Annotated in this window: 20 protein-coding genes; 11 read left to right on the top strand and 9 right to left on the bottom strand. The window is 70.4% G+C overall.

Features of this window, described 5'->3' with window-relative positions:
- Window positions 1-102: 102 nt before the first annotated feature.
- From ASG71_RS02285 to ASG71_RS02300, 4 genes are all read right to left on the bottom strand, one after another.
- Complete coding sequence (locus tag ASG71_RS02285; protein ID WP_056736667.1) at window positions 103-921, bottom strand: Cof-type HAD-IIB family hydrolase; 819 nt, start codon at window positions 919-921, stop codon at window positions 103-105.
- Between the two features lie 65 nt (window positions 922-986).
- Window positions 987-1,481, bottom strand: a complete 495-nt coding sequence (locus tag ASG71_RS02290; protein WP_056736670.1) for a YbhB/YbcL family Raf kinase inhibitor-like protein — start codon at window positions 1,479-1,481, stop codon at window positions 987-989.
- 10 nt (window positions 1,482-1,491) lie between these two features.
- On the bottom strand, window positions 1,492-2,487 hold the full coding sequence (locus tag ASG71_RS02295; RefSeq protein WP_056737215.1) for a PfkB family carbohydrate kinase: 996 nt from the start codon (window positions 2,485-2,487) through the stop codon (window positions 1,492-1,494).
- A 96-nt stretch (window positions 2,488-2,583) separates the two neighbouring features.
- A complete protein-coding gene (locus ASG71_RS02300) occupies window positions 2,584-3,951 on the bottom strand; it encodes an MBL fold metallo-hydrolase (protein WP_056737218.1) in 1,368 nt (455 codons plus the stop codon).
- 176 nt (window positions 3,952-4,127) lie between these two features.
- Between ASG71_RS02300 and trxA the strand changes: the two genes are divergently transcribed.
- Both trxA and ASG71_RS02310 read left to right on the top strand, forming a co-directional pair.
- Complete coding sequence (gene trxA / locus ASG71_RS02305) at window positions 4,128-4,493, top strand: thioredoxin (protein ID WP_056736672.1); 366 nt, start codon at window positions 4,128-4,130, stop codon at window positions 4,491-4,493.
- Entirely contained in the window at window positions 4,493-5,785 is a 1,293-nt protein-coding gene (locus tag ASG71_RS02310; protein WP_082574829.1) for an MFS transporter, read from the top strand. The genes trxA and ASG71_RS02310 overlap by 1 nt, the downstream gene beginning before the upstream one ends.
- Before the next feature lie 46 nt (window positions 5,786-5,831).
- Here the strand turns inward: ASG71_RS02310 and nhaA are convergent, their stop codons facing one another.
- Together nhaA and ASG71_RS02320 are read right to left on the bottom strand one after the other, a co-directional pair.
- Window positions 5,832-7,193, bottom strand: coding sequence for a Na+/H+ antiporter NhaA (gene nhaA / locus ASG71_RS02315; RefSeq protein ID WP_056736673.1), 1,362 nt, complete (start codon window positions 7,191-7,193; stop codon window positions 5,832-5,834).
- 89 nt (window positions 7,194-7,282) lie between these two features.
- Window positions 7,283-8,077, bottom strand: a complete 795-nt coding sequence (locus tag ASG71_RS02320; protein ID WP_056736675.1) for an alpha/beta hydrolase — start codon at window positions 8,075-8,077, stop codon at window positions 7,283-7,285.
- 229 nt (window positions 8,078-8,306) lie between these two features.
- On the opposite strand from ASG71_RS02320, the gene ASG71_RS02325 reads away from it, so the two are divergent.
- Window positions 8,307-9,413 (top strand): GTP pyrophosphokinase family protein, encoded by a 1,107-nt coding sequence (locus ASG71_RS02325; RefSeq protein ID WP_056736677.1) that lies wholly within the window; start codon window positions 8,307-8,309, stop codon window positions 9,411-9,413.
- A gap of 7 nt (window positions 9,414-9,420) precedes the next feature.
- Here the strand turns inward: ASG71_RS02325 and ASG71_RS02330 are convergent, their stop codons facing one another.
- Window positions 9,421-9,861: a protein-tyrosine phosphatase family protein gene (locus ASG71_RS02330; RefSeq protein ID WP_056736679.1), complete on the bottom strand. Its 441-nt coding sequence runs from the start codon at window positions 9,859-9,861 to the stop codon at window positions 9,421-9,423.
- Between the two features lie 119 nt (window positions 9,862-9,980).
- Between ASG71_RS02330 and ASG71_RS02335 the strand changes: the two genes are divergently transcribed.
- Entirely contained in the window at window positions 9,981-10,274 is a 294-nt protein-coding gene (locus ASG71_RS02335) for a DUF4287 domain-containing protein (protein WP_056736681.1), read from the top strand.
- Window positions 10,275-10,307: 33 nt separating this feature from the next.
- Here ASG71_RS02335 and ASG71_RS02340 read toward each other — a convergent pair whose 3' ends face one another.
- Window positions 10,308-11,831, bottom strand: coding sequence for a SulP family inorganic anion transporter (locus tag ASG71_RS02340; protein WP_056736683.1), 1,524 nt, complete (start codon window positions 11,829-11,831; stop codon window positions 10,308-10,310).
- Between the two features lie 163 nt (window positions 11,832-11,994).
- On the opposite strand from ASG71_RS02340, the gene ASG71_RS02345 reads away from it, so the two are divergent.
- The 7 genes from ASG71_RS02345 to ASG71_RS02375 all read left to right on the top strand — a co-directional run bounded on the left by ASG71_RS02345 (window position 11,995) and on the right by ASG71_RS02375 (window position 18,685).
- On the top strand, window positions 11,995-12,420 hold the full coding sequence (locus ASG71_RS02345) for a MerR family transcriptional regulator (protein ID WP_235563903.1): 426 nt from the start codon (window positions 11,995-11,997) through the stop codon (window positions 12,418-12,420).
- A gap of 138 nt (window positions 12,421-12,558) precedes the next feature.
- Window positions 12,559-13,569, top strand: coding sequence for a bile acid:sodium symporter family protein (locus ASG71_RS02350; RefSeq protein ID WP_056736685.1), 1,011 nt, complete (start codon window positions 12,559-12,561; stop codon window positions 13,567-13,569).
- Between the two features lie 477 nt (window positions 13,570-14,046).
- Entirely contained in the window at window positions 14,047-15,261 is a 1,215-nt protein-coding gene (locus ASG71_RS02355) for an MFS transporter (RefSeq protein ID WP_056737224.1), read from the top strand.
- Window positions 15,261-15,794 (top strand): hypothetical protein, encoded by a 534-nt coding sequence (locus tag ASG71_RS02360; RefSeq protein ID WP_056736687.1) that lies wholly within the window; start codon window positions 15,261-15,263, stop codon window positions 15,792-15,794. The genes ASG71_RS02355 and ASG71_RS02360 overlap by 1 nt, the downstream gene beginning before the upstream one ends.
- Before the next feature lie 103 nt (window positions 15,795-15,897).
- Window positions 15,898-16,506, top strand: coding sequence for a hypothetical protein (locus ASG71_RS02365; protein WP_056736689.1), 609 nt, complete (start codon window positions 15,898-15,900; stop codon window positions 16,504-16,506).
- A gap of 314 nt (window positions 16,507-16,820) precedes the next feature.
- The gene (locus ASG71_RS02370) at window positions 16,821-17,417 is read left to right on the top strand and encodes a copper chaperone PCu(A)C (protein WP_082574760.1); all 597 of its coding nucleotides are present in this window, start codon (window positions 16,821-16,823) and stop codon (window positions 17,415-17,417) included.
- Window positions 17,414-18,685, top strand: a complete 1,272-nt coding sequence (locus ASG71_RS02375) for a Dyp-type peroxidase (protein ID WP_056736691.1) — start codon at window positions 17,414-17,416, stop codon at window positions 18,683-18,685. The genes ASG71_RS02370 and ASG71_RS02375 overlap by 4 nt, the downstream gene beginning before the upstream one ends.
- A 60-nt stretch (window positions 18,686-18,745) precedes the next feature.
- On the opposite strand, the gene ASG71_RS02380 is transcribed toward ASG71_RS02375, so the two are convergent.
- A complete protein-coding gene (locus tag ASG71_RS02380; protein WP_056737226.1) occupies window positions 18,746-19,042 on the bottom strand; it encodes an antibiotic biosynthesis monooxygenase family protein in 297 nt (98 codons plus the stop codon).
- Window positions 19,043-19,066: the final 24 nt, after the last annotated feature.

The following is a 19,066-nucleotide window of genomic DNA, read 5'->3' on the forward strand; positions in this document are numbered from 1 at the left end:
CGTTCGGTTTTGCCAGCGTAGGCGGCGAAAGTGAACGCAAGTTGGCCGTCGGCTGGGAATCCCGTGATCGCGCCGTGTCCCGGGCGCGCGGAGGACGGACCCTTACGGAAGCCGGACGCCGAGTTCGGCGAGCTTGGCCTCCAGGACCTGGGCCACGCCGTCGTCGTCGAAGTGCGGTGCCTGCCGGCCGGCGGCGCGGATGGCCTCCGGGTGGCCGCTGGCCATGGCGTAGCCGTGGCCGGCCCAGCGCAGCATCTCGATGTCGTTGGGCATATCGCCGAAGGCCACCACGTCCTCCGCCGCCACCCCCAGCGACGCCGCATAGTCGGCCAGGGTCACGGCCTTGTTGACCCCGGGCAGGGACAGTTCCAGCAGGGCCAGGTTCGGGGCGGAGTGCGTCGCCGCGGCGAGGTGGGCGACGGCGGGCGAAACTTCGGCGAGGAACTCATCCGCGGTTCCCTCCCTGACCACCGCAAGGAACTTCACCACGGCGTCGTCCGGGCGCAGGGTGTCCTGCAACGGGGCCGGGGTGAACTCGGCAAGCAGGCCGCTGGAGCCGGTTCCGAGGAAGCCGGGCTCCAGGTGGAAGCCGGTCAGGGTTTCCGCGGCGAACAGCGCGGACGGGCGCAGCCGCTGGATGATCCGGCGGGCTTCGAAGACGGCGTCGAGCTCCAGGGCGCGCGCAGAGACCATCCGGTCGGCCTCGAGGTCCCAGACCACCGCGCCGTTGGAGCAGATGACGGTTCCGGTGTGGCCCAGCCGGTCCTGCAGCGGGTGCAGCCAGCGCGGCGGCCGGCCGGTGACGAAGACCAACTCCACCCCGGCCTCCCGGCAGGCGTGGAAGGCGCGCACGGTCCGGTCGCTGATCTGGCCGTCGTGGCCCAGGATCGTTCCGTCAATATCACTCGCTACCAGCCGCATACTGCCAGTCTACGTGGGGCCGCGCGGGCCGGTGCGACGCCGGAACGGGCGCCGTTCGGGCCGGGTCAGTGCCGTTCGTAGATCCCGGTCAGGCTGGCCCGGGCCAGGATGTGCGGGCCGAGCTTAGCCTCCAGCTTGGCCGGTGAGGCGCCGGCGTCGAGGCCGCACGTCTCCACGTTCAGGGCATAGACGGTGAACACGTAGCGGTGCGGTCCGTGGCCCTTCGGCGGCGCGGCGCCCAGGTAGCCGGCGGAGCCGCCGTCGTTCCGCAGCTGGAACGCTCCCAGCGGCAGACCGCCGCCGTGCCTGGCTCCGGCCCCGGCCGGGAGGGAGGTGGCGCTTGCGGGCAGGTCCAGCACCGCCCAGTGCCAGAAGCCGTGGCCGGGGGCGTCCGGGTCGAAGGCCGTGACGGCGTAGCTGCGGGTGCCCGCCGGCGCCCCGCTCCAGGCCAGCGGTGGGGACTCGTCCTTGCCGCCCGGCCCGGTGGCGGCGCCCCGCTGGGCTGCCGGCAGGATCTGGCCGTCTTCGAAGGTGTCGCTGCGTACGCTGAAGCTTGCCATGGCTTCCCTTTCAGTTGCTGGCCGGGCCCGCACTTTCACGGTCCCGGTCCGCGGACGCCCGGTCCGCGGAGTCGCGTTCCATCCGGGTGAGTTCAGCCCGGGTGGGTGGGTTGGCGCCTGCACGGGAGACCGTGACCGCGGCGGCCGCGGCCGCGTGGGCGAGGAGCCCGCGGAGGCTTTCGGCCGAGAGTTCCCGGAGCGCCTTGCGGTTCTGCGCCCCGACGAGCCCCCGGTCCGCGATTCCGGACAGCAGCGCGGCCATGAAGGAATCCCCTGCCCCTACGGTGTCCGCGACCTTCACCGAAGGCGCCGGGACCTGCGCTTCGCCGTCGGCATTGACGGCCCACGGCCCGTCCGCGCCGCGGGTGACCACCACCATGGCCGGCCCCTCCGGCCCGCCGAGGGAGAGCCAGCGCCGGGCCGAGTCCAGCGGGTCCACGCCGGGGTAGAGCCACTGCAGATCCTCGTCGGAGGCCTTGACCACGTCCGCGAGGAGGACAAATTTTTCGGCCTGGTGGCGGGCGTAGTCCGCGTCCGTGATGATGCTGGGGCGGCAGTTCGGATCGAAGCTGACCGTGCTGGACGGGTGGGCATGCTCGACGGCGGCGAGCACGGCCGCGGCGCCGGGGGCGAGCATCGTGGCGATTGATCCGGTGTGCAGCAGGGTGCTCCCCTGCAGCATGAACGGCAGCCGGTCGGTCAGGCCGGGCAGTTCCCAGGCCAGGTCGAAGGTGTAGCTCGCGGCGCCGCCGTCGTCGATCAGGGCGGTGGCCACCGAGGTGGGCAGCTCGTCCGGGCCCATGGGCAGCAGCACGGAACTCGATTTCAGGTGCGCGGCGACCGACTCCCCGTAGGCGTCCTTGCCGTAGCGGCCGACGAACTGCACCGGGTGGTCAAGCCGGGCCAGGCCGACCGCAACGTTCAGGGGGCTGCCGCCGACGTGGGCCTGGATGCCGGTGGAGCGTTGGACCACATCAACCAGGGCCTCGCCAATGACTGTGAGCATGGTCATACTCTGCCAGAGAACCGGCCCGGCCGCGCCTGTGTTGCGCCGGGCGGCGCTGGCCGCCGGGTGGAGAACCACCGGGCGGGCAGCGGCACCCTAGGCGCGGGAGGCGTCCGGGTCCGTCGGCACGGCGGCGCCTTCGGCGTCGTCGAAGGCTGCGTCGATCTGGACGACGTCCCGGCCGGCGCGCTGCAGGAGGCTGGAGGCCACGCCCGCGCGGTAACCGGAAGCGCAGTGGACCCACAGCTTCCCGGCGGGGACCTCGTCCATCCGCTTCAGCAGTTCGTGCAGCGGTATGTTCACCGCCCCGGCCACCCGTGACTGCGCGAATTCGTCCGTCCGGCGCACGTCGAGCACGGTATCGCCGTCGGCCCGGCCGGAAACCAGGCCGTCCCAGCCCACCCTCGGGTAGGAGGCGAGCTCGGCGTCGGGCGCGAGCGCGTGCGGCTCGGTCCCGACGGCGGCGTCCGGCGAGTCGATGCCGATCCGGGACAGGTCGCGGATGGCGTTTTCGACGTCCTCCCGGGAACCGACCAGGGTGAGCTTCTCGTCCCATGGCAGGACCCAGCCGAGGAAGGTCGTGAAGCTGGAGCCGTCGCCGTACTCGAAGCTGACGCTGCCCTTAAGGTGGCTGGACGCGAACGCCACCCGGTTGCGCACGTCCACGACCCATTCGCCGACGTGAAGGCGCCTATTCAGCTCGACGGGATCCAGCGACTCCGGGACGGACAGGTCGGGGGCTCCGGGTCCCTGGGTATTGGCCGGGCCCATGTGCGCGTAGTAGGAGGGATAGGCGGTGAGGTTGGCGATCAGCTCCTGGACGAAGTGGTCCTCGTCGGGATCCGTAAGGGCATGGTTGTCGGTGAGCTGCTCGCCGATGGTGGATTCGTCCGCTCCGGTCGCGGGCCCGGACGAGCAGAAGGAGCCGAAGCCGTGGGTCGGGAACAGCGCGGCATCCTTCTGGGCTTCCTCGACCAGGCGCCGCACCGACGCGTACTGGTCCCGGGTCAGGCCCTCCGTGTCCGAGGCAGCGACCAGGTCGGTGCGCCCGACGGACCCGTAGAGCAGGCTTCCGCCGGAGAACACGGCCTGCTTGTCGCCGTCGTCCGCGATGAACGACAGGTGGGTGTGGGTGTGGCCGGGGGTCGCCACCGCCCGGAGGGAGAACCCGCCGATCCGGACCGTTTCGCCGTCGGAAATCGGCGTCCGATCAAACTTCACCGGGTCTGCGGCGTTGACGAGGTAGGTGGCCCCGTGCGCCCTGGCCAGTTCCAGGCCGCCGGTCACGTAGTCGTTGTGGATATGGGTTTCGGCCACGTGCGTGATGGTGACGCCGGCCTCCCGCGCGGCCTGCTCCACCCGGTCCGTGTCGCGTTGCGGGTCGATCACCAGTGCGACGGCGCCGTCGTGGACCAGGTAGCTGCGGTCCCCCAGCTGCGGGGTATCAATGACGATGACATCCATGGTTGCTCCTTCCAGGTCCGGCGGCGAAGGCCGCCGGGTACGGGTCAGTCCGGCCGTGATGAACAGGGTCACCGTGTCCATCATGAAACCCCCCAGGGTATGACCGCAAGGAAACCGCGGCAGCGGGCCTCCCGCGCCACCTTGCGGCAATACCCCCGGGGGTATATTATTGAGGCATGGCAACCATCGACATTTCGGAAAAGACCTTCGAAGAAACCATCACCGGAAACGACATTGTGCTCGTTGATTTCTGGGCGGCGTGGTGCGGCCCGTGCCGCCAGTTCGCCCCCACCTTCAGCAAAGCCTCGGAGTCGCACCCCGACGTCGTCTTCGCGAAGGTGGACACTGAAGCCGAACCCGGCCTCTCGGCGGCCGCGCGGATCACCTCCATCCCCACCCTGATGGCCTTCCGCGAAGGCATCCTGGTCTTCTCCCAGCCCGGCGCCATGAACGCCTCCGGCCTGGACCAGCTGTTGACCGCGGTCAAGGGCCTGGACATGGAAGAAGTCCGCGCCAAGATCGCCGCAGCCCCGGCCTCGTGATTCCGGAGCGCCCCGTCGACCACGACCTCCGCTCCGTCCGCCGTTCCGGCGGGCGGAGCGCTGCCGTGTTGGGGCTGCGGCAGAATTTTCCGCAGTTCCTGCTCCTGGTGGCGGTGAACGCCCTGGTCGGCGGCACCCTCGGCCAGGAACGCACCGTCCTGCCGTTGCTCGCCGGCGAGGTGTTCCACCTTGACCAGTACACGAGCGCCCTGACCTACATCCTGGCGTTCGGCGTGGCGAAGGCGGCCACCAACTACTTCGCCGGGACCCTCTCGGACCGGTACGGCCGGAAGCCGGTGCTGGTGGCCGGCTGGCTGGTCGCCCTGCCGGTGCCGGCCATGCTGATCCTCGGGCCGACCTGGTCCTGGATTGTCGCCGCCAACGTGATCCTTGGCGTGAGCCAGGGCCTGACCTGGTCCACCACGGTGGTCATGAAGATGGACCTGGTCGGGCCCGAGCGGCGCGGGCTGGCGATGGGGTTCAACGAGGCCGCGGGCTACCTCGGCGTCGCCGGCACGGCCCTGTTTACCGGTTACCTCGCCGCTTCCTACGGGCTGCGCCCGACGCCGTTCCTGCTCGGCGCGGCGTATATCGCCCTCGGCCTGGGCCTGTCCGTGTTCGCCGTGAAGGAGACCCACCGGCACGCCAAGACGGAGGCCGCGAACCACGTCGACGCGCACGCGGGCGCCGGTGCGGAGCTGAGCACCCGCGAGGTCTTCACCCTCACCAGCTTCCGGGACCGGTCACTCTCCTCGGTGAGCCAGGCCGGGCTGGTGAACAACCTCAACGACGGGCTGGCCTGGGGCCTGTTTCCCGTGCTGTTCGCCGCTGCCGGCCTGTCCATTGCGCAGATCGGCATCCTCGCCGCGGTGTACCCGGCGGTCTGGGGTGCGGTGCAGCTGGTCACCGGCGCCGCGTCGGACCGGCTGGGTCGCAAGTGGCTGATCGCGGGCGGCATGTTCGTCCAGGCTGTCGGGCTGGCTGCCGTGGCCGCGGGCAACGGTTTCGGCATCTGGCTGACTGCGGCCGTCCTGCTCGGGATCGGCACCGCCATGGTGTATCCCACGCTGCTGGCGGCCATCGGCGACGTGGCCCACCCGCAGTGGCGCGCCCGGTCGGTCGGGATTTACCGACTCTGGCGCGACGGCGGTTTCGCTGTGGGCGCGCTGCTGTCCGGGCTGCTGGCGGATGCCTACGGCATTCCGACGGCGATCGCCGTCGTCGCCGCCCTGACCGCGGCGTCCGGGCTGGTCGTCGCGGTGCGGATGCGCGGCGGTGACCACCTCCGGTAGCCGCGGCTAGCGGTGCCACGGCCCCCACCAGCGGCCGTGGCGCCGCTTAGCGCTCCGCGCGGCCGTCCTGGTAGACGTCCGGGATCCCGTCGTGGTCCGAGTCGCGTTTCTCCTCCTCCTCGGCAAGGCGGTACTGCCGGTTGCGGGTCTTGAGCACCCCCGTCGCCAGCAGCGCCGCCAGCAGCGAGGCCGTGAGGATGCCGACCTTGGCGTGGTCGTCCTGGATGGTGCCGTGGCCAAAACTGAGTTCGGCCACGAGCAGCGAGACGGTGAATCCGATGCCGGCCAGGATGGAGACACCGAAGACGTCGATCCACTTGAACGACGCGTCGAGCCGGGCCTTCGTCAGCCTGGTGAGCAGCCAGGTGGTGCCCAGGATGCCGGCGGGTTTCCCCACCACGAGCGCCAGGATAATGCCGACGGCGACCGGGTCCGTTAGGGCCGAACCGAGCCCGTCCCAGCCGCCCACGGCCACGCCGGCGGAGAAGAAGGCGAAGACGGGAACGGCCACCCCGGCGGAGATCGGCCGGAACCGGTGTTCGAAGATTTCCGAGAGGCCGGGGCCGGCCTCGGGGCCGCCGCTGGCCTTCGAGCGCAGCACCGGGATGGCAAGGCCCAGAAGCACTCCGGCCACCGTCGCGTGGATGCCGGACGCATGGACCAGGGCCCAGGTGGCCAGGCCAAGCGGCAGCAGGATAAACCAGGCCGCGGGGGCCTTCAGCCCGAAAAAGCGCCGGTATCGGTGCGCCAGGTAGGTGTACAGCGCCAGGGGCACCAGGGCCAGCAGCAGGGGCGCGGGCTGGATATCGCTGGAGTAGAACAGCGCGATGATGGTGATCGCGATAAGGTCATCCACCACGGCGAGGGTGAGCAGGAAGATCCGCAGCGCGCTCGGCAGGTGCGAACCGATGATCGCCAGCACCGCCACGGCGAACGCGATGTCGGTGGCGGTGGGGATCGCCCAGCCCCGCAGGGTCTCCGGGCTGCCGAGATTGACGACGACGTAGATCACCGCCGGGACGAGCACGCCGCCGGCGGCCGCGGCAACGGGCACGACCGACTTGCTCAGCTCGCGCAGGTCCCCGGCGATGAACTCGCGTTTGAGCTCAAGGCCCACCAGGAAGAAGAAGATCGCCAGCAGGCCGTCGGCCGCCCAGGCGCCCAGGCTCAGCTTCAGGTGCCAGGGCTCGTAGCCGATCGTGAAGTCACGCAGCGCGAAGTAGCTCTCGGACGCCGGCGAGTTGGCCCAGAGGATTGCGGCCGCGGCCGCGGCCACGAGCAGGGCGCCGCCGACTGTTTCCTTGCGGAGGATCTCGCCGATGCGGAGGGATTCGGCGTAGCTGCCCCGGCCGAAGATGGTCAGGCGCGGTGTCCCGGGACGTGGTGCGGAAGGAGGGGTGTGGCTCATGCGGAAGTCCTCAAAATGGGGTCGACTGAATCATGCCGACCAGACTTCCCGGCGCACCTGTCCCCCAGTCTACCGGCCTGCGGCCGGGCTCAGCCCAGCAGTTGCTGGACTAGCTCCCGGCATTTGCGGTAGGCGGGCGCCTTCGGATCGATCAGGGCGAAGTGGTCCCCCGGAACCTTCAGGAGCTGGACCGGCGCGCCGCCTGCCTTGGCTGCGGCCGCGTACGCCTCCGACAGGCTCAGTGGCACGGTGTCGTCGTCACAGGCGTGCACGGCGTACACCGGGACCCGGAGCGGGGCCGCAGTGATGGGATCGGCGTACTTATGCCGTTTCGGGTATCTTTCCGAGGAGCCGCCCATGAGGTTGCTGACCGCCCCGTTGCTCAGGTTCAGCCGCTCCGCCGCGGCAAGGTCCAGGACCCCGGACTGGCTGACGACCCCGGTGAGCTGCACCGCGCCGTCGCCGTCGTTGCGCTGCAACTGGCGGTCCGCGTCGGCGGCGCCGATCTTATCCAGCCGGCTGCGCCCGGCGGCCCAGACGGCGAGGTGCCCGCCGGCCGAGTGGCCGAGGGCGACGACGCGGTCCAGACCGAAGCCGTGTTCCTCGGAAAGTTCCTGCAGCTTGTCGATCCCCGCGAGCACGTCCGCAAAGGTGTGCGGCCAGCCGCCGCCGTTGCCGGCCCGCCGGTACTCCAGGTTCCAGGCGGCCATCCCGTGTGCGGCGAGGTCCTTGGCCAGGGGCTCGCCGAGTTCGGCACCGTACTGCGACCGCCAGTAGCCGCCGTGGATTACCACCACCACACCCCTGGGCGTGGCCGTGTCCGGGAGGAACAGTTCCCCCCACTGGCTGGGATCGTCGCCATACTGGTACTTCTGCCGCTTCACTGCGTCCTCCTTGGGGCCAGGTGAGCACGCGGCGACCGCCCCCGGAGTCGCCGCCGCTGCGGTCGCAGGCAAAGCCCGACGCCGCACATCAGCCATGTGCAGAGCCTACCGTGGGCCCCGCGCGGCGCCGGGAAGGTTGCGGGGCAGCCCGTTTCGGCCCTTCACCGCGGGCGGCGCACGGCGTCGGCCTGCGGCCATCCTGTCGGGGCTTCGCCGTAAGCTAGGGCGCATGGCTAGCAACTGGGACCGCCTGGACCCCGCACTGCGCACCTCCGTTCAGGAGAATGTGGAACTCTACGAGCGGGTTCGTCCTGCCCTGAAGCTGGTGACCCGCGAGGTGCTGCTGACGCTGCGGGCCATGCTCAAGGGCACCGAGGTGACGCCGTTGTTCGTCACCGGCCGGACCAAGACGGTGGAGTCGTTCCGCGAGAAGATCTCCCGCACGGAAGAGCCGCTGGAACCGGGCGGGCCGCCGGTCCTGAAGTTCCCCGACCCCTTCCGCACGCTCAATGACATGGTCGGCATCCGCGTGATCACCAAGCTTCCGGCCGAAAATGCCGTCGTCGCCAACCTGATCAAGCGCCAGCGCCAGCTGTTCGACTGCCGTGGCGACCGGGAGAAGGACATCGGCTCGATCGAGTCCGGAACCTACGGCTATTCCAGCCGCCACCTGATCCTGCGGACCATCCAAAATGAGGCGGTCAAGGAGTACCAGCAGGTCTTCAACCCGGAAATCCAGCCCAACGGCAGCTACTTCTTCGAGTGCCAGATCCGCACGGTCTTTGCGCATGCCTGGAGCGAGATCGAACACGACATCCGCTTCAAAGCCGAGGACCCGCGCGCCTGGACCCCGCAGTTCGACCGGCAGTTCACCGCGACGGCGGCCATGCTGGAAACCGTGGAGAGCGCCTTCGCCGACCTGCACGAACGCTACGAGGAGGTCCGCGGCTACTGGGACATGGACGGCGAGGGCGCGGCGCAGCTGACGCCGAACCGGATCCGGGACGTCTGGCGGACCCTGCTGCCGCACGTGGACCGCAAAGTCGACGACGACTGGGGCTGGGCCGCGGAGCTGATGGCGGCCCACGGACTGAACCAGACCGTGCAGCTCGCGGGTCTGCTCAGCGCCAACCGGATCACCGAGGTCCGCAAGGCCCTCGACCACCGGTACTCCCCCGGGCCGGACCGGTTGCTCGACGACCTGCTGCTCTGGGAGTACGGCACCGCCCACATCGACCTCACCGCGGAGCCGGCCGACGCCGTGCCGCATCCGCGGCGGGACAGCCTGCTGCGCCGGCTCAAGCAGATCGAGCGCTACCGGCTGACCCAGGCCTAGGGACGCCTCAGGACTCCGGTCCGCGGAAGCGCGTGACATAGCGCCGCTGCCACGGGGTTTCGACGGCGCTGCGGCGGTAGTTGCGCCGGACGAAGGCGACGGCGCCGGCGGGCGGGACGCCGTCGAGCACGGCGATGCAGGCCAAAGCGGTGCCGGTCCTGCCCCGGCCGGCCCAGCAGGCGACCTCCACCCGTTCGTTTTCCGCCCGGCGCCAGGCCTCGCGGAAGGCGTCCAGGGCATCGGCGTCGTCGGCGGGCAGGTGCAGGTCCCGCCAGTGCACCCAGCGGGACTCCCACTCCGTCTTCCGCGGCGGGCTGCCCAGCAAATACAGCCCGAAGTCCGGCTTCGGCCCGACCGGGAAGGGCGCCAGCAGGCCCCGGCCGCGGATGAGGCGTCCGGATGGAAGGCTGAGCACCCCGGGGGCCCCCGGCTGCCACGTCTGCGCCATGGGATCGAGCCTAGTCCGCTTTTTAGGGGCCGGAAGGGTCTGGCCGGAACCGGGCCGGCGTGCCTAGAGTGGCCGGAAATCCAGCACCGTTGAACTCCTGCCCTCGAAAGGACACACGGATGTCGTTCCAGGCATACCTCGACACGATCGAGGACAAGACAGGCCTCACACCGCGCCAGCTACTCGACCTCGCCCGGGAGAAGGGGTTCGACGGCGAGTCCGCGAAGGCCGGGGAGGTCCTGGACTGGCTGAAGGCCGACTACGGGCTGGGCCGCGGCCACGGCATGGCCCTGGTCCACGTGATCCGGCACGGGCCGGCGATCAGCAGCAAGCACGTCGGGGCGACCGGCGCGCACGCTGACGCGTCGGACCGGCTGTGGCTGGACGGCAAGGCAACGAACCCCGCCTCGTAGGCTGCGGAGTTTTCGGATCCCCGGCGCCGGCCGTTAGTGGCCGGCGCCGAGCTTCCCGCCCAGGCGTTCGCGCATCAGGACACTGGCGTCGTTCAGGCCGACAACCTTCACGTCCTTGCCGTGGTGCCGGTACTTCTCCGTGATGGCGTCCAGGGCGGCGATCGTGGACGCGTCCCACAGGTGGCTGGCGTGCATGTCAATGACCACGTGCTCGGGGTCCAGGGCGTAGTCGAACTGGGTGTAAAGGTCGTTGGAGGAGGCGAAGAACAGCTCCCCGTCGACGGCGTACGTGGCCGTTTCACGGCCGTCGACGGTGGTGACGGTGCGTTTGACGGTGACGAAGTGGGCGACGCGGCGGGCGAACAGCACCATGGCGACCATGACGCCGACCCCGACGCCGACGGCCAGGTTGTGAGTGGTCACGGTGCCGATGACGGTGGCCACCATGACGGCGGTCTCGCTCTTGGGCATCATCTTCAGCGTCCGCGGCCGGATGCTGTGCCAGTCGAAGGTGGCGACCGAGACGAAGATCATCACGGCGACCAGCGCGGCCATCGGAATCAGAGCGACGACGTCGCCCAGGACCACGACGAGAAGGAGCAGGAAGACACCGGCCAGGAAGGTGGAGATCCGGGTCCGGGCGCCTGAGGCCTTGACGTTAATCATGGTCTGGCCGATCATCGCACAGCCGCCCATCCCGCCGAAGAAGCCGGTGACGATGTTCGCCGCGCCCTGGCCCCACGCTTCGCGGCTCTTGGGTGAGCGGGTGTCCGTGATGTCGTCGACCAGCTTGGCCGTCATCAGCGATTCGAGCAGCCCCACGAACGCCATGGCGAGGGCGTAGGGGAAGATGACCTGCAGGGTCTCGAGGGTCAGCGGCACGTTGGGGATGAAGAACGTCGGCAGCGAGTCGGGGAGGTCACCCTTGCCGCCCACGGTGGGAACGGCGACGGCGGCGAAGACGGTGATCAGCGTGAGGACAGCGATGGCCACCAGCGGGGCGGGGACGGCCCTGGTCAATTTTGGCAGCCCGAAGACAATGGCCAGCCCCAGTGCCGTGAGCGGGTAGACCAGCCACGGGACGCCGAGCAGTTCGGGGACCTGGGATATGAAGATCAGGATGGCCAGGGCGTTGACGAAGCCCACCATCACCGAGCGCGGGATGAACCGCATCAGCTTCGCCACACCGGACAGGCCCAGGATGACCTGGAAGACGCCGGCAAGGATCACGGCGGCGACCAGGTAGTCGAGCCCGTGCGACTTCACCAGCGGGGCGATGACCAGCGCGACGGCGCCGGTGGCGGCGGAGATCATCGCGGGCCGGCCGCCGACGATGGAGATGGTGACGGCCATGGTGAAGGAGGCGAAGAGGCCGATCCGGGGATCCACGCCGGCGATGATGGAGAACGCGATCGCTTCCGGAATGAGGGCCAGGGCGACGACAAGCCCACCGAGGACCTCGGTCTTCAGCCGCCGCGGCGACCGGAGGGTCCCCGGCACGGACTGTAGCTGTTCGGGGGTGAGGGCCGGGGCATTTCCGGCGGTTCTGGCGGCCATTGCTGGCTCCGTTCGTGGGTCATGAAGGCGCACGGAAGCACCCTCGGTGGTCATGGACGTGGCCCAAAGACCTCGATGAAAGATGTGGGGGCGCAGCACCGCGCCGGGAGGCGGGGGAAATGGCTCTGAAGCTCTACCCGCACCTCAACTCTACCCTAACGTGATGGTAGAGTTGAACTTCAAGCGGACGGAGATCTTCATGACGGCGAAAGCCACCAGCACCATGCACATCGGCGAGCTGGCCGAGCGCACCGGCCTGTCACTGCGCACCATCCGGCATTACGACGACGTCGGACTGCTGCCCGCGACGGCCCGCACCGATGGCGGCTTCCGGGTCTACTCCGAAGCCGACGCCGAGCGCCTGATGGTGATCAAGCAGATGAAGCCGCTGGGTTTTTCGCTCGAGGAGATGGCTGAGATCCTCGGCCTGATCGGCGCGGGCAGCCCGGACGGCGCCGGTCCGGCGGTGCGGGGCGATGCCCGGCTAACCGAGTTCCGGGAGCGTGCCGAGCAGCAGCGGGCCAAAATGGCCCGCAACCTGGCCCAGGCCGACGACTTCATCGCGATGCTGGGCAGCCGGACCGGCTGAACGCTGCCCGCCGGCGCTTCGGCGTGCGCCTGCACCTGCACCTGCACCTGCACCCGCCGTCAGAATAAATCTGACATAGTCGGGCTCCGCCCGGTCACAAAGTGGCCGCCGCGCCGGCCCCGGTGGCACCATGCTTGGATGCTTGAGGCAACCAAATCACCCGAGTCCGCCCCGGAGTCCCGCGCCGACGCGGATGCCCCGGTCAATCCGGCTCTCGCCGCCGAGGCCAGGATCGCCCGCATCGCGGTCACCGTCTTCCCGCTCCTGGTCGTCGTAGCCGGCGTCGCCGGATTCCTGCTGCCGGGCGCTTTCAAACCGCTCGCACCGAGCGTCCCCTACCTGCTCGGCATCATCATGTTCTGCATGGGCCTGACGCTGACCCCGCCGGACTTCGCCTCCGTGGCCAAGCGCCCGTGGGCCGTGGTGCTGGGCATCGTGGCGCACTACGTCATCATGCCCGGCGCCGGGTGGCTGATCGCGCAGGCGCTGCACCTTGAGCCGGAACTCGCCGTCGGCCTGATCCTCGTCGGCTGCGCCCCGTCGGGCACCGCCTCGAACGTGATGGCGTTCCTGGCCAAGGGCGACGTGGCCCTGTCCGTGGCCGTCGCCTCTGTCTCCACCCTGATCGCCCCGGTCGTGACCCCGCTGCTGGTGCTGTTCCTGGCCGGGTCCTACCTGCAGATCGACGCCGCGGGCATGGTGCTGGACATCGTCAAGACCGTGCTGCTGCCGGTGGTCGCCGGCCTGCTGGCGCGATTGTTCCTGAAGAAGCTCGTCGCGAAGGTGCTTCCGGGCCTGCCCTGGGCCTCGGCCGTAGTGATCTCGCTGATTGTGGCGATCGTGGTGGCCGGCAGCGCGAACAAGATCGTGGCCGCGGGCGGCATCGTCTTCCTCGCCGTCGTGCTGCACAACGGCTTCGGCCTGGGCCTCGGGTACCTGGCCGGCAAGCTCGGCCGACTGGACGACAAGGCCCGCCGGGCCCTGGCCTTCGAGGTGGGCATGCAGAACTCCGGCCTCGCCGCGACGCTGGCCACGGCGCACTTCAGCCCGCTGGCGGCCCTGCCGTCGGCCGTCTTCTCGCTCTGGCACAACATCTCCGGCGCGATCGTGGCCGCCTGGCTGGCCCGCCGCCCGCTGAGCGACGCCTAAACCGCCCGCCGCGGGGACGGATTCCCGCCCGGATGCAGCGATTGCTCCGTATCAGCCGTTGTGAGCTTCTCAGCGGCAGGTACGGAGCAATCGCTTTCAGGACCAGATTTCCCGACATCGGTCTGGGCACCGGCGCCGGGGTTGCCTAGGCTAGTCGTTGCAGGTGCAGCGCTGCTCCTGGGGGACATCGGCCAGAACCGAGTCGACATGCTCGCCGCAGCCGGCCCAGGTGATTTTTCCGCAACGATTACAACGAACTGCAGCGCACATAGGAACTCCATTCTTGATGGCACTGCGGTCGCAGCACCCTGATACCCAATAATACCCCATGGGGTATATTGAAGTCATCCCCGGGAGGGGACCCGCCCCCGGACGCACCGAAGGACGCCCATGCAGATCGAGGAACCACCGGCCGGTACTTCGCCGTTAACCCCGGCGGCGCCCGGCACGGTACTGGCGCCGCGGGACACCGCCGGGATGCAACGGCGCGTGATCTCCATACTCGTCGGCGGCCAGATCCTCGGCGGAATCGGCATGGGAGCGACGCTTTCCCTGGGCTCCCTTCTGGCTGCCCAGCTTTCCGGGTCCAACGCCTGGTCCGGGATGGCAGCCACCATGAGCACCCTCGGCGCCGCCCTGGCCGCGGTGCCCCTGGCCCGCCTCGCCCAGGCCCGTGGACGCCGGATCTCACTCTCCACCGGGGCCCTGGTAGCCGGCACCGGGGCCGTCATTGCCATCACTTCGGCAGCCGTCGGGGTGTTTGCCATGTTGCTGCTGGGGCTCATGCTCCTGGGCGCCGGATCCGCCGTGAACCTGCAGTCCCGGTTTGCAGCGACCGACCTGTCCCGCCCCGACTCCCGTGGCCGGGACCTGTCGATTGTCGTGTGGTCCACCACCGTGGGCGCGGTCCTCGGCCCCAACCTTTTCGACCCCGGCGAGGCCCTGGGCGCGGTCCTGGGACTTCCTCCGCTGACGGGCGCGTTCGCTTTCTCCGTCACCGCGCAGCTGGCAGCCGCGGCGGTGTACGCCACGGGCCTCCGTCCGGATCCGCTGCTGACTGCCATGGCATCCCGCACGCCCGATCCCGCAGCGCCCCGGCCGCAGGGCGGCCTGCTGGTGCTGCGGGGCAATGCCCGCGCGCGGTACGCCGTCGCCGTCGTCGCCCTGAGCCACGCCACCATGGTGGCGCTCATGTCCATGACCCCGGTGCACCTGCGCGAGCATGGGGCCAGCCTGACCGTGGTAGGCCTGACGATCAGCCTGCACATCGCAGGTATGTACGCCATGTCGCCCGTGTTCGGCTGGATGGCCGACCGGCTCGGACGCCTGCGCACCATCCTGCTGGGCCAGGGCATGCTGGTGGTGGCCCTGATCCTGGCCGGGGTGGCCGCGGACTCCCGCAGCGGCGTCACCATCAGCCTGATCCTGCTGGGGCTGGGATGGTCCGCCTCCGTGGTCGCCGGATCCGCCCTGGTCGCCGAGTCGGCACAGCTCCAGGACCGGCCGGCCCTGCAGGGCGTTTCCGACCTGGGCATGAACGCCGCCGGCGCCAGCGCAGGCGCCCTGGCCGGCCCGGTGCTGGCTGCCGCAGGCTACTCGGGCCTCGGGTTCATCTCGCTGGCCCTGGTCGCCGTCGTCGTGGTCTGGACCGTCCTGCAGCCGCGTCGCCCCGCCAACGCCGGGAGGCTGTGATGAGTCTGGACAACGCGCCCGGTTCCAGCCGCACCGGAGCTTCGTCGCAACAGCACGCCGGCGGGCGGCTGCGCCAGGTGCTACTGGTTCCGGCCCGCTGGACCCGCCGGCGGGTAGCCGTCGCCATCCTTACCGCCTTCGGGACCGCCGGCTTCCTACTGGCAGCCACCGGCCTGGCGGCCGAAGGCACCGACGGGGTCGGCTGGGCGGTGGTTGCTGCGGCGTCCGCCCTGGCAGGCGCCCTGGCCGGCAGCTACGTGGGGGCTCCGATCGGCGCGGCAGCCACGCTGTGCGATCTCCGTTGGCCGATCCTGGGCCTGTTTGGCGTGATCTGGGCGGTGTCGCCACGGGAAGCGCCTCCGCTGACACAGGCCGCCGTCGACCTGCTCGCCCTCGCCGTCATGGGATGGACCCTGTCCGCCCGGCTGGAGTCGGAACGCAAGGCGACGCTGGCCGGGACTGCCCCGGACGACGCCGAGGCGTGCACGGACTGCCGCCCGCTCTTCCCCGCCAGGCCGCGACGGCAGGACTGACACCCCCCCGGGCCAGCCAGAGCGGGCTGCCCGACCCCCGGTGTGGCCGGCGGCAACGGGTTCTTCGACAGCCGGTAGAATACGAGAGGAATCTGGAGGAGAAATGACGGCACCTGCACTGCGCTTGGCACGTGGCTGGAGCGGCGCCCTCGCCGCTACCGCCGTCGCCGCCACGTCGCATGTCCTGGCCGGCGGGACCCTTCCGGAAGTTCCCCTGCTCGTGCTCACCCTGGCGCTGTCCGGCCTGGCGTTCACTGCCCTCAGCGGCCGCGGCCTGTCGCTGTGGCGGCTGTCGGCGGGGGTAATCCTCAGCCAGGGTGTTTTCCACTGGCTGTTCAGCGGTGCCGGCGCCCCGCACGCCGCCGCGCAATCCGCCGTCGGCCACCAAGCGCACCTCGCTGCACTGGAACCGGCCGCCGCGGCGGCCGTTCCCGCCATGGATCATGCTGCACCGCTGATGTGGGTTGGGCACGCCGTTGCGGCCGCCCTGACCATTGCCGTCCTGCGCCGCGGTGAAGTCACTGCCGTCCGGCTGGTGGAGGCGCTCCGCCTTCGAGTGACGGCCTTCCTCCCCCTGTTCCAGCCGTTGCCGCCGGCACCTGCCGCCGTCGAACCGCCCGCCGGGCGGCCCGTGCAACCGCTGCCGAACCTGGGCGTGCCCCTCCTGGTGATGCGCCACCGCGGACCACCCGCCGGCGCCAGCGCAGCCTAGGCGCAGGAACCCCTCAGCGGCCTGTGCCGCACGCACGCCCCCCGGGACTCCCGGGCCGGCGGGTGCGCCCGCATCCCTGCTCCTCCGCGCCCCGGTTCGGGGCCGTCCTTCGCGCTGTGCTTTCTTGCCCCCGATCCGCCGCCACGGTGCGCCATGCACCGCGCCCGCGGCCCGGGCAGCGCCCGGCGCACCGCGTCAGCCCGGCCGGAGCCCGGTCCCGGCACCCTTGTGCCCCGCTGCGACCGCAGCCGGGCGAAAAACGACCTTCTCCGGCGAGCCCAGAAGCCGCCGCACACTCTTGAGGAACACCACCCATGAACATGAACTTCACATACCCCGCCCTCACCGTTCTCGCCGCCGCGGCGCTGGCGCTCAGCGGATGCGCGCCCTCGGCGCCGGCATCGGCGCCGTCCGCAACCGATGCTGCCGCCAGCCCGGCCGCAGCGGCTGACGGCCTGGCCGTCAGCCAGCCGTGGGTCAAGGCCGCGGCCTCCGGGATGACCGGCGCGTTCGGCGTCATCAAGAACACCACCGGCGCGGACATCACGGTGACCGGCGCTTCAACCCCGGCTGCACGCATGGCGGAGCTGCATGAAACCGTCGCCGGAACCAGCGGCGGGATGCAGATGCGGGCCAAGGAGGGCGGCTTCGTCATTCCGGCCGGCGGCGAGTTGAAACTGGAGCCCGGCGCCAATCACGTCATGCTGATGGGCCTGACCGGACCGGTCAAGGCGGGCGACGAGATCACCCTCACGCTGGAACTGGCGGGCGGCGGAACATTCTCGTTCACCGCGTTGGCCAAGGATTTCCGGGGCGCCAACGAGAACTACGTGGAGGGCGGCGCAGGCATGACAGGCCACCAGCCCTCGTCCGGAAGCACCGCCAGCCCGTCCCCCTCGGCGAACAAATGACGGGCCGGACAACCCGCTCCGCGGAACCGCCGCAGAGCGGGGCGGCGGGGAAGGCATCGCGGCAACTGCCGCGGCGCGGTCTGCTGTTCGGCGGTGCCGCGGCCGGGCTCGGTGCGCTGGCTGCAGCGGGGACCCAGCTCGCCGCGGCCGGCCAGACGACGGCGCCCGCGGCCGGCACGGCGGAGGCCGTCCACGGCGGAGGCCTGGTGGCCTTCCATGGCGAGCGGCAGGCGGGCATCGACACTCCGGCCCAGGCGCACGCGGCCTTTGTTGCCCTTGACCTGCGGCCGGGCACGTCGCGGGAGGGGGTGAAGGCGCTGCTGCGGCTGCTCAGCGACGACGCTGCGAACCTGTGTGCCGGCCGCCCGGCACTGGCCGACACCGAGGGTGAGCTGGCCCTGGTGCCGGCGCGGTTGACCGTCACGTTCGGCTTCGGGCCGGGCCTGGTGGCCGCAGTCGATCCTGCCAGGGCTCCGGAGTGGCTGAAGCCGCTGCCGGCGTTCAAGATCGACCGGCTGACGCCCGACTTCAGCGACGGCGACCTGCTGCTCCAGATCTGCGCCGATGACCCGGTCACCGTGGCCCATGCCCAGCGCATGCTGCTCAAGGACAGCCGCAGCTTTGCCACCGTCCGCTGGGTGCAGGGAGGCTTCCGGCGGTCCTACGGCAGTGAAAAGCCCGGGACCACCATGCGGAACCTCTTCGGGCAGGTGGACGGGACCTCAAACCCCGCGCCGGGCAGCACCGACGTCGAGCGCGTGGTCTGGGGACGTGGCGGCCACCCGGCATGGGTGGACAACGGAACGTCCGTGGTGATCCGCCGGATCGCGATGAACCTGGACAAGTGGGATGAAGTGGACCGCGCCGGCCGGGAGGAGTCCGTCGGCCGCCGGTTGTCCAACGGCGCACCGCTGACCGGGTCGCACGAACACGACGATCCCGACTTCGCGGCGCTGTCTCCGCACGGGTTTCCGGTCATCTCGGACGTGTCGCACTTGCGCCGGTCGCGCCCTGACGACCCCTCGCAGCGGATCTTCCGCCGGGCGTACAACTACGACGCCGCGCCGGGAGCCGGCGGGGTGTCGGATTCGGGTCTGATCTTCGTGTCCTTCCAGGCCGACGTCGCCCGGCAGTTCACCCCCATCCAACAGCGGCTCGCCGAGGCGGACATGCTCAACCTTTGGACGACGCCTGTCGGCTCGGCCGTGTTCGCCGTCCCGCCCGGTTGCCGGGAGGGCGGCTTCATCGGGGAGCAGCTGTTCGCCTAGGAAACAGCCGCCGGTGGGCGGTCCTCCCTGCTGTCCGCGGGAGGACCGGCACCGGCGGCCTCAACCGATGCTGGCGGCCTCGTCGAGGGTGCGGGCTTCGAAGTGTTCCAGCATCGGCTGCATGGCCTCGACACCGTTCTTGAACGTCGCCGAGGCCCGCCACTGCTCCACCTGCTCGAGGGACTCCCAGGGGCCGGTGCTGATGAAGCGGTTCCGGACGTCGTGGTCATGCATCAGCACGGCCTTCGCGCCCGGATAGTCCTCCTCGGTCTTCCGCGCCAGGTCCCGCCACGCCTGCACGAAATCGTTCTCCCGGCCGGGGTGGACCAGCCAAATTCCCAAGGTGTAAACCGACACGTCGATCGCCTCCAAAAGCTGTGC

This window comes from Arthrobacter sp. Soil763, assembly GCF_001428365.1.
Taxonomy (GTDB): domain Bacteria; phylum Actinomycetota; class Actinomycetes; order Actinomycetales; family Micrococcaceae; genus Arthrobacter.

Coding starts and splice junctions, on each gene's coding strand:
- ASG71_RS02285 (WP_056736667.1), bottom strand. CDS start 921: ATGCGGCTGGTAGCGAGTGATATTGACGGAACGATCCTGGGCCACGAC.
- ASG71_RS02290 (WP_056736670.1), bottom strand. CDS start 1,481: ATGGCAAGCTTCAGCGTACGCAGCGACACCTTCGAAGACGGCCAGATC.
- ASG71_RS02295 (WP_056737215.1), bottom strand. CDS start 2,487: ATGCTCACAGTCATTGGCGAGGCCCTGGTTGATGTGGTCCAACGCTCC.
- ASG71_RS02300 (WP_056737218.1), bottom strand. CDS start 3,951: ATGGATGTCATCGTCATTGATACCCCGCAGCTGGGGGACCGCAGCTAC.
- trxA (WP_056736672.1), top strand. CDS start 4,128: ATGGCAACCATCGACATTTCGGAAAAGACCTTCGAAGAAACCATCACC.
- nhaA (WP_056736673.1), bottom strand. CDS start 7,193: ATGAGCCACACCCCTCCTTCCGCACCACGTCCCGGGACACCGCGCCTG.
- ASG71_RS02325 (WP_056736677.1), top strand. CDS start 8,307: ATGGCTAGCAACTGGGACCGCCTGGACCCCGCACTGCGCACCTCCGTT.
- ASG71_RS02330 (WP_056736679.1), bottom strand. CDS start 9,861: ATGGCGCAGACGTGGCAGCCGGGGGCCCCCGGGGTGCTCAGCCTTCCA.
- ASG71_RS02335 (WP_056736681.1), top strand. CDS start 9,981: ATGTCGTTCCAGGCATACCTCGACACGATCGAGGACAAGACAGGCCTC.
- ASG71_RS02340 (WP_056736683.1), bottom strand. CDS start 11,831: ATGGCCGCCAGAACCGCCGGAAATGCCCCGGCCCTCACCCCCGAACAG.
- ASG71_RS02345 (WP_235563903.1), top strand. CDS start 11,995: ATGGTAGAGTTGAACTTCAAGCGGACGGAGATCTTCATGACGGCGAAA.
- ASG71_RS02350 (WP_056736685.1), top strand. CDS start 12,559: ATGCTTGAGGCAACCAAATCACCCGAGTCCGCCCCGGAGTCCCGCGCC.
- ASG71_RS02355 (WP_056737224.1), top strand. CDS start 14,047: ATGCAACGGCGCGTGATCTCCATACTCGTCGGCGGCCAGATCCTCGGC.
- ASG71_RS02360 (WP_056736687.1), top strand. CDS start 15,261: ATGAGTCTGGACAACGCGCCCGGTTCCAGCCGCACCGGAGCTTCGTCG.
- ASG71_RS02365 (WP_056736689.1), top strand. CDS start 15,898: ATGACGGCACCTGCACTGCGCTTGGCACGTGGCTGGAGCGGCGCCCTC.
- ASG71_RS02370 (WP_082574760.1), top strand. CDS start 16,821: ATGAACATGAACTTCACATACCCCGCCCTCACCGTTCTCGCCGCCGCG.
- ASG71_RS02375 (WP_056736691.1), top strand. CDS start 17,414: ATGACGGGCCGGACAACCCGCTCCGCGGAACCGCCGCAGAGCGGGGCG.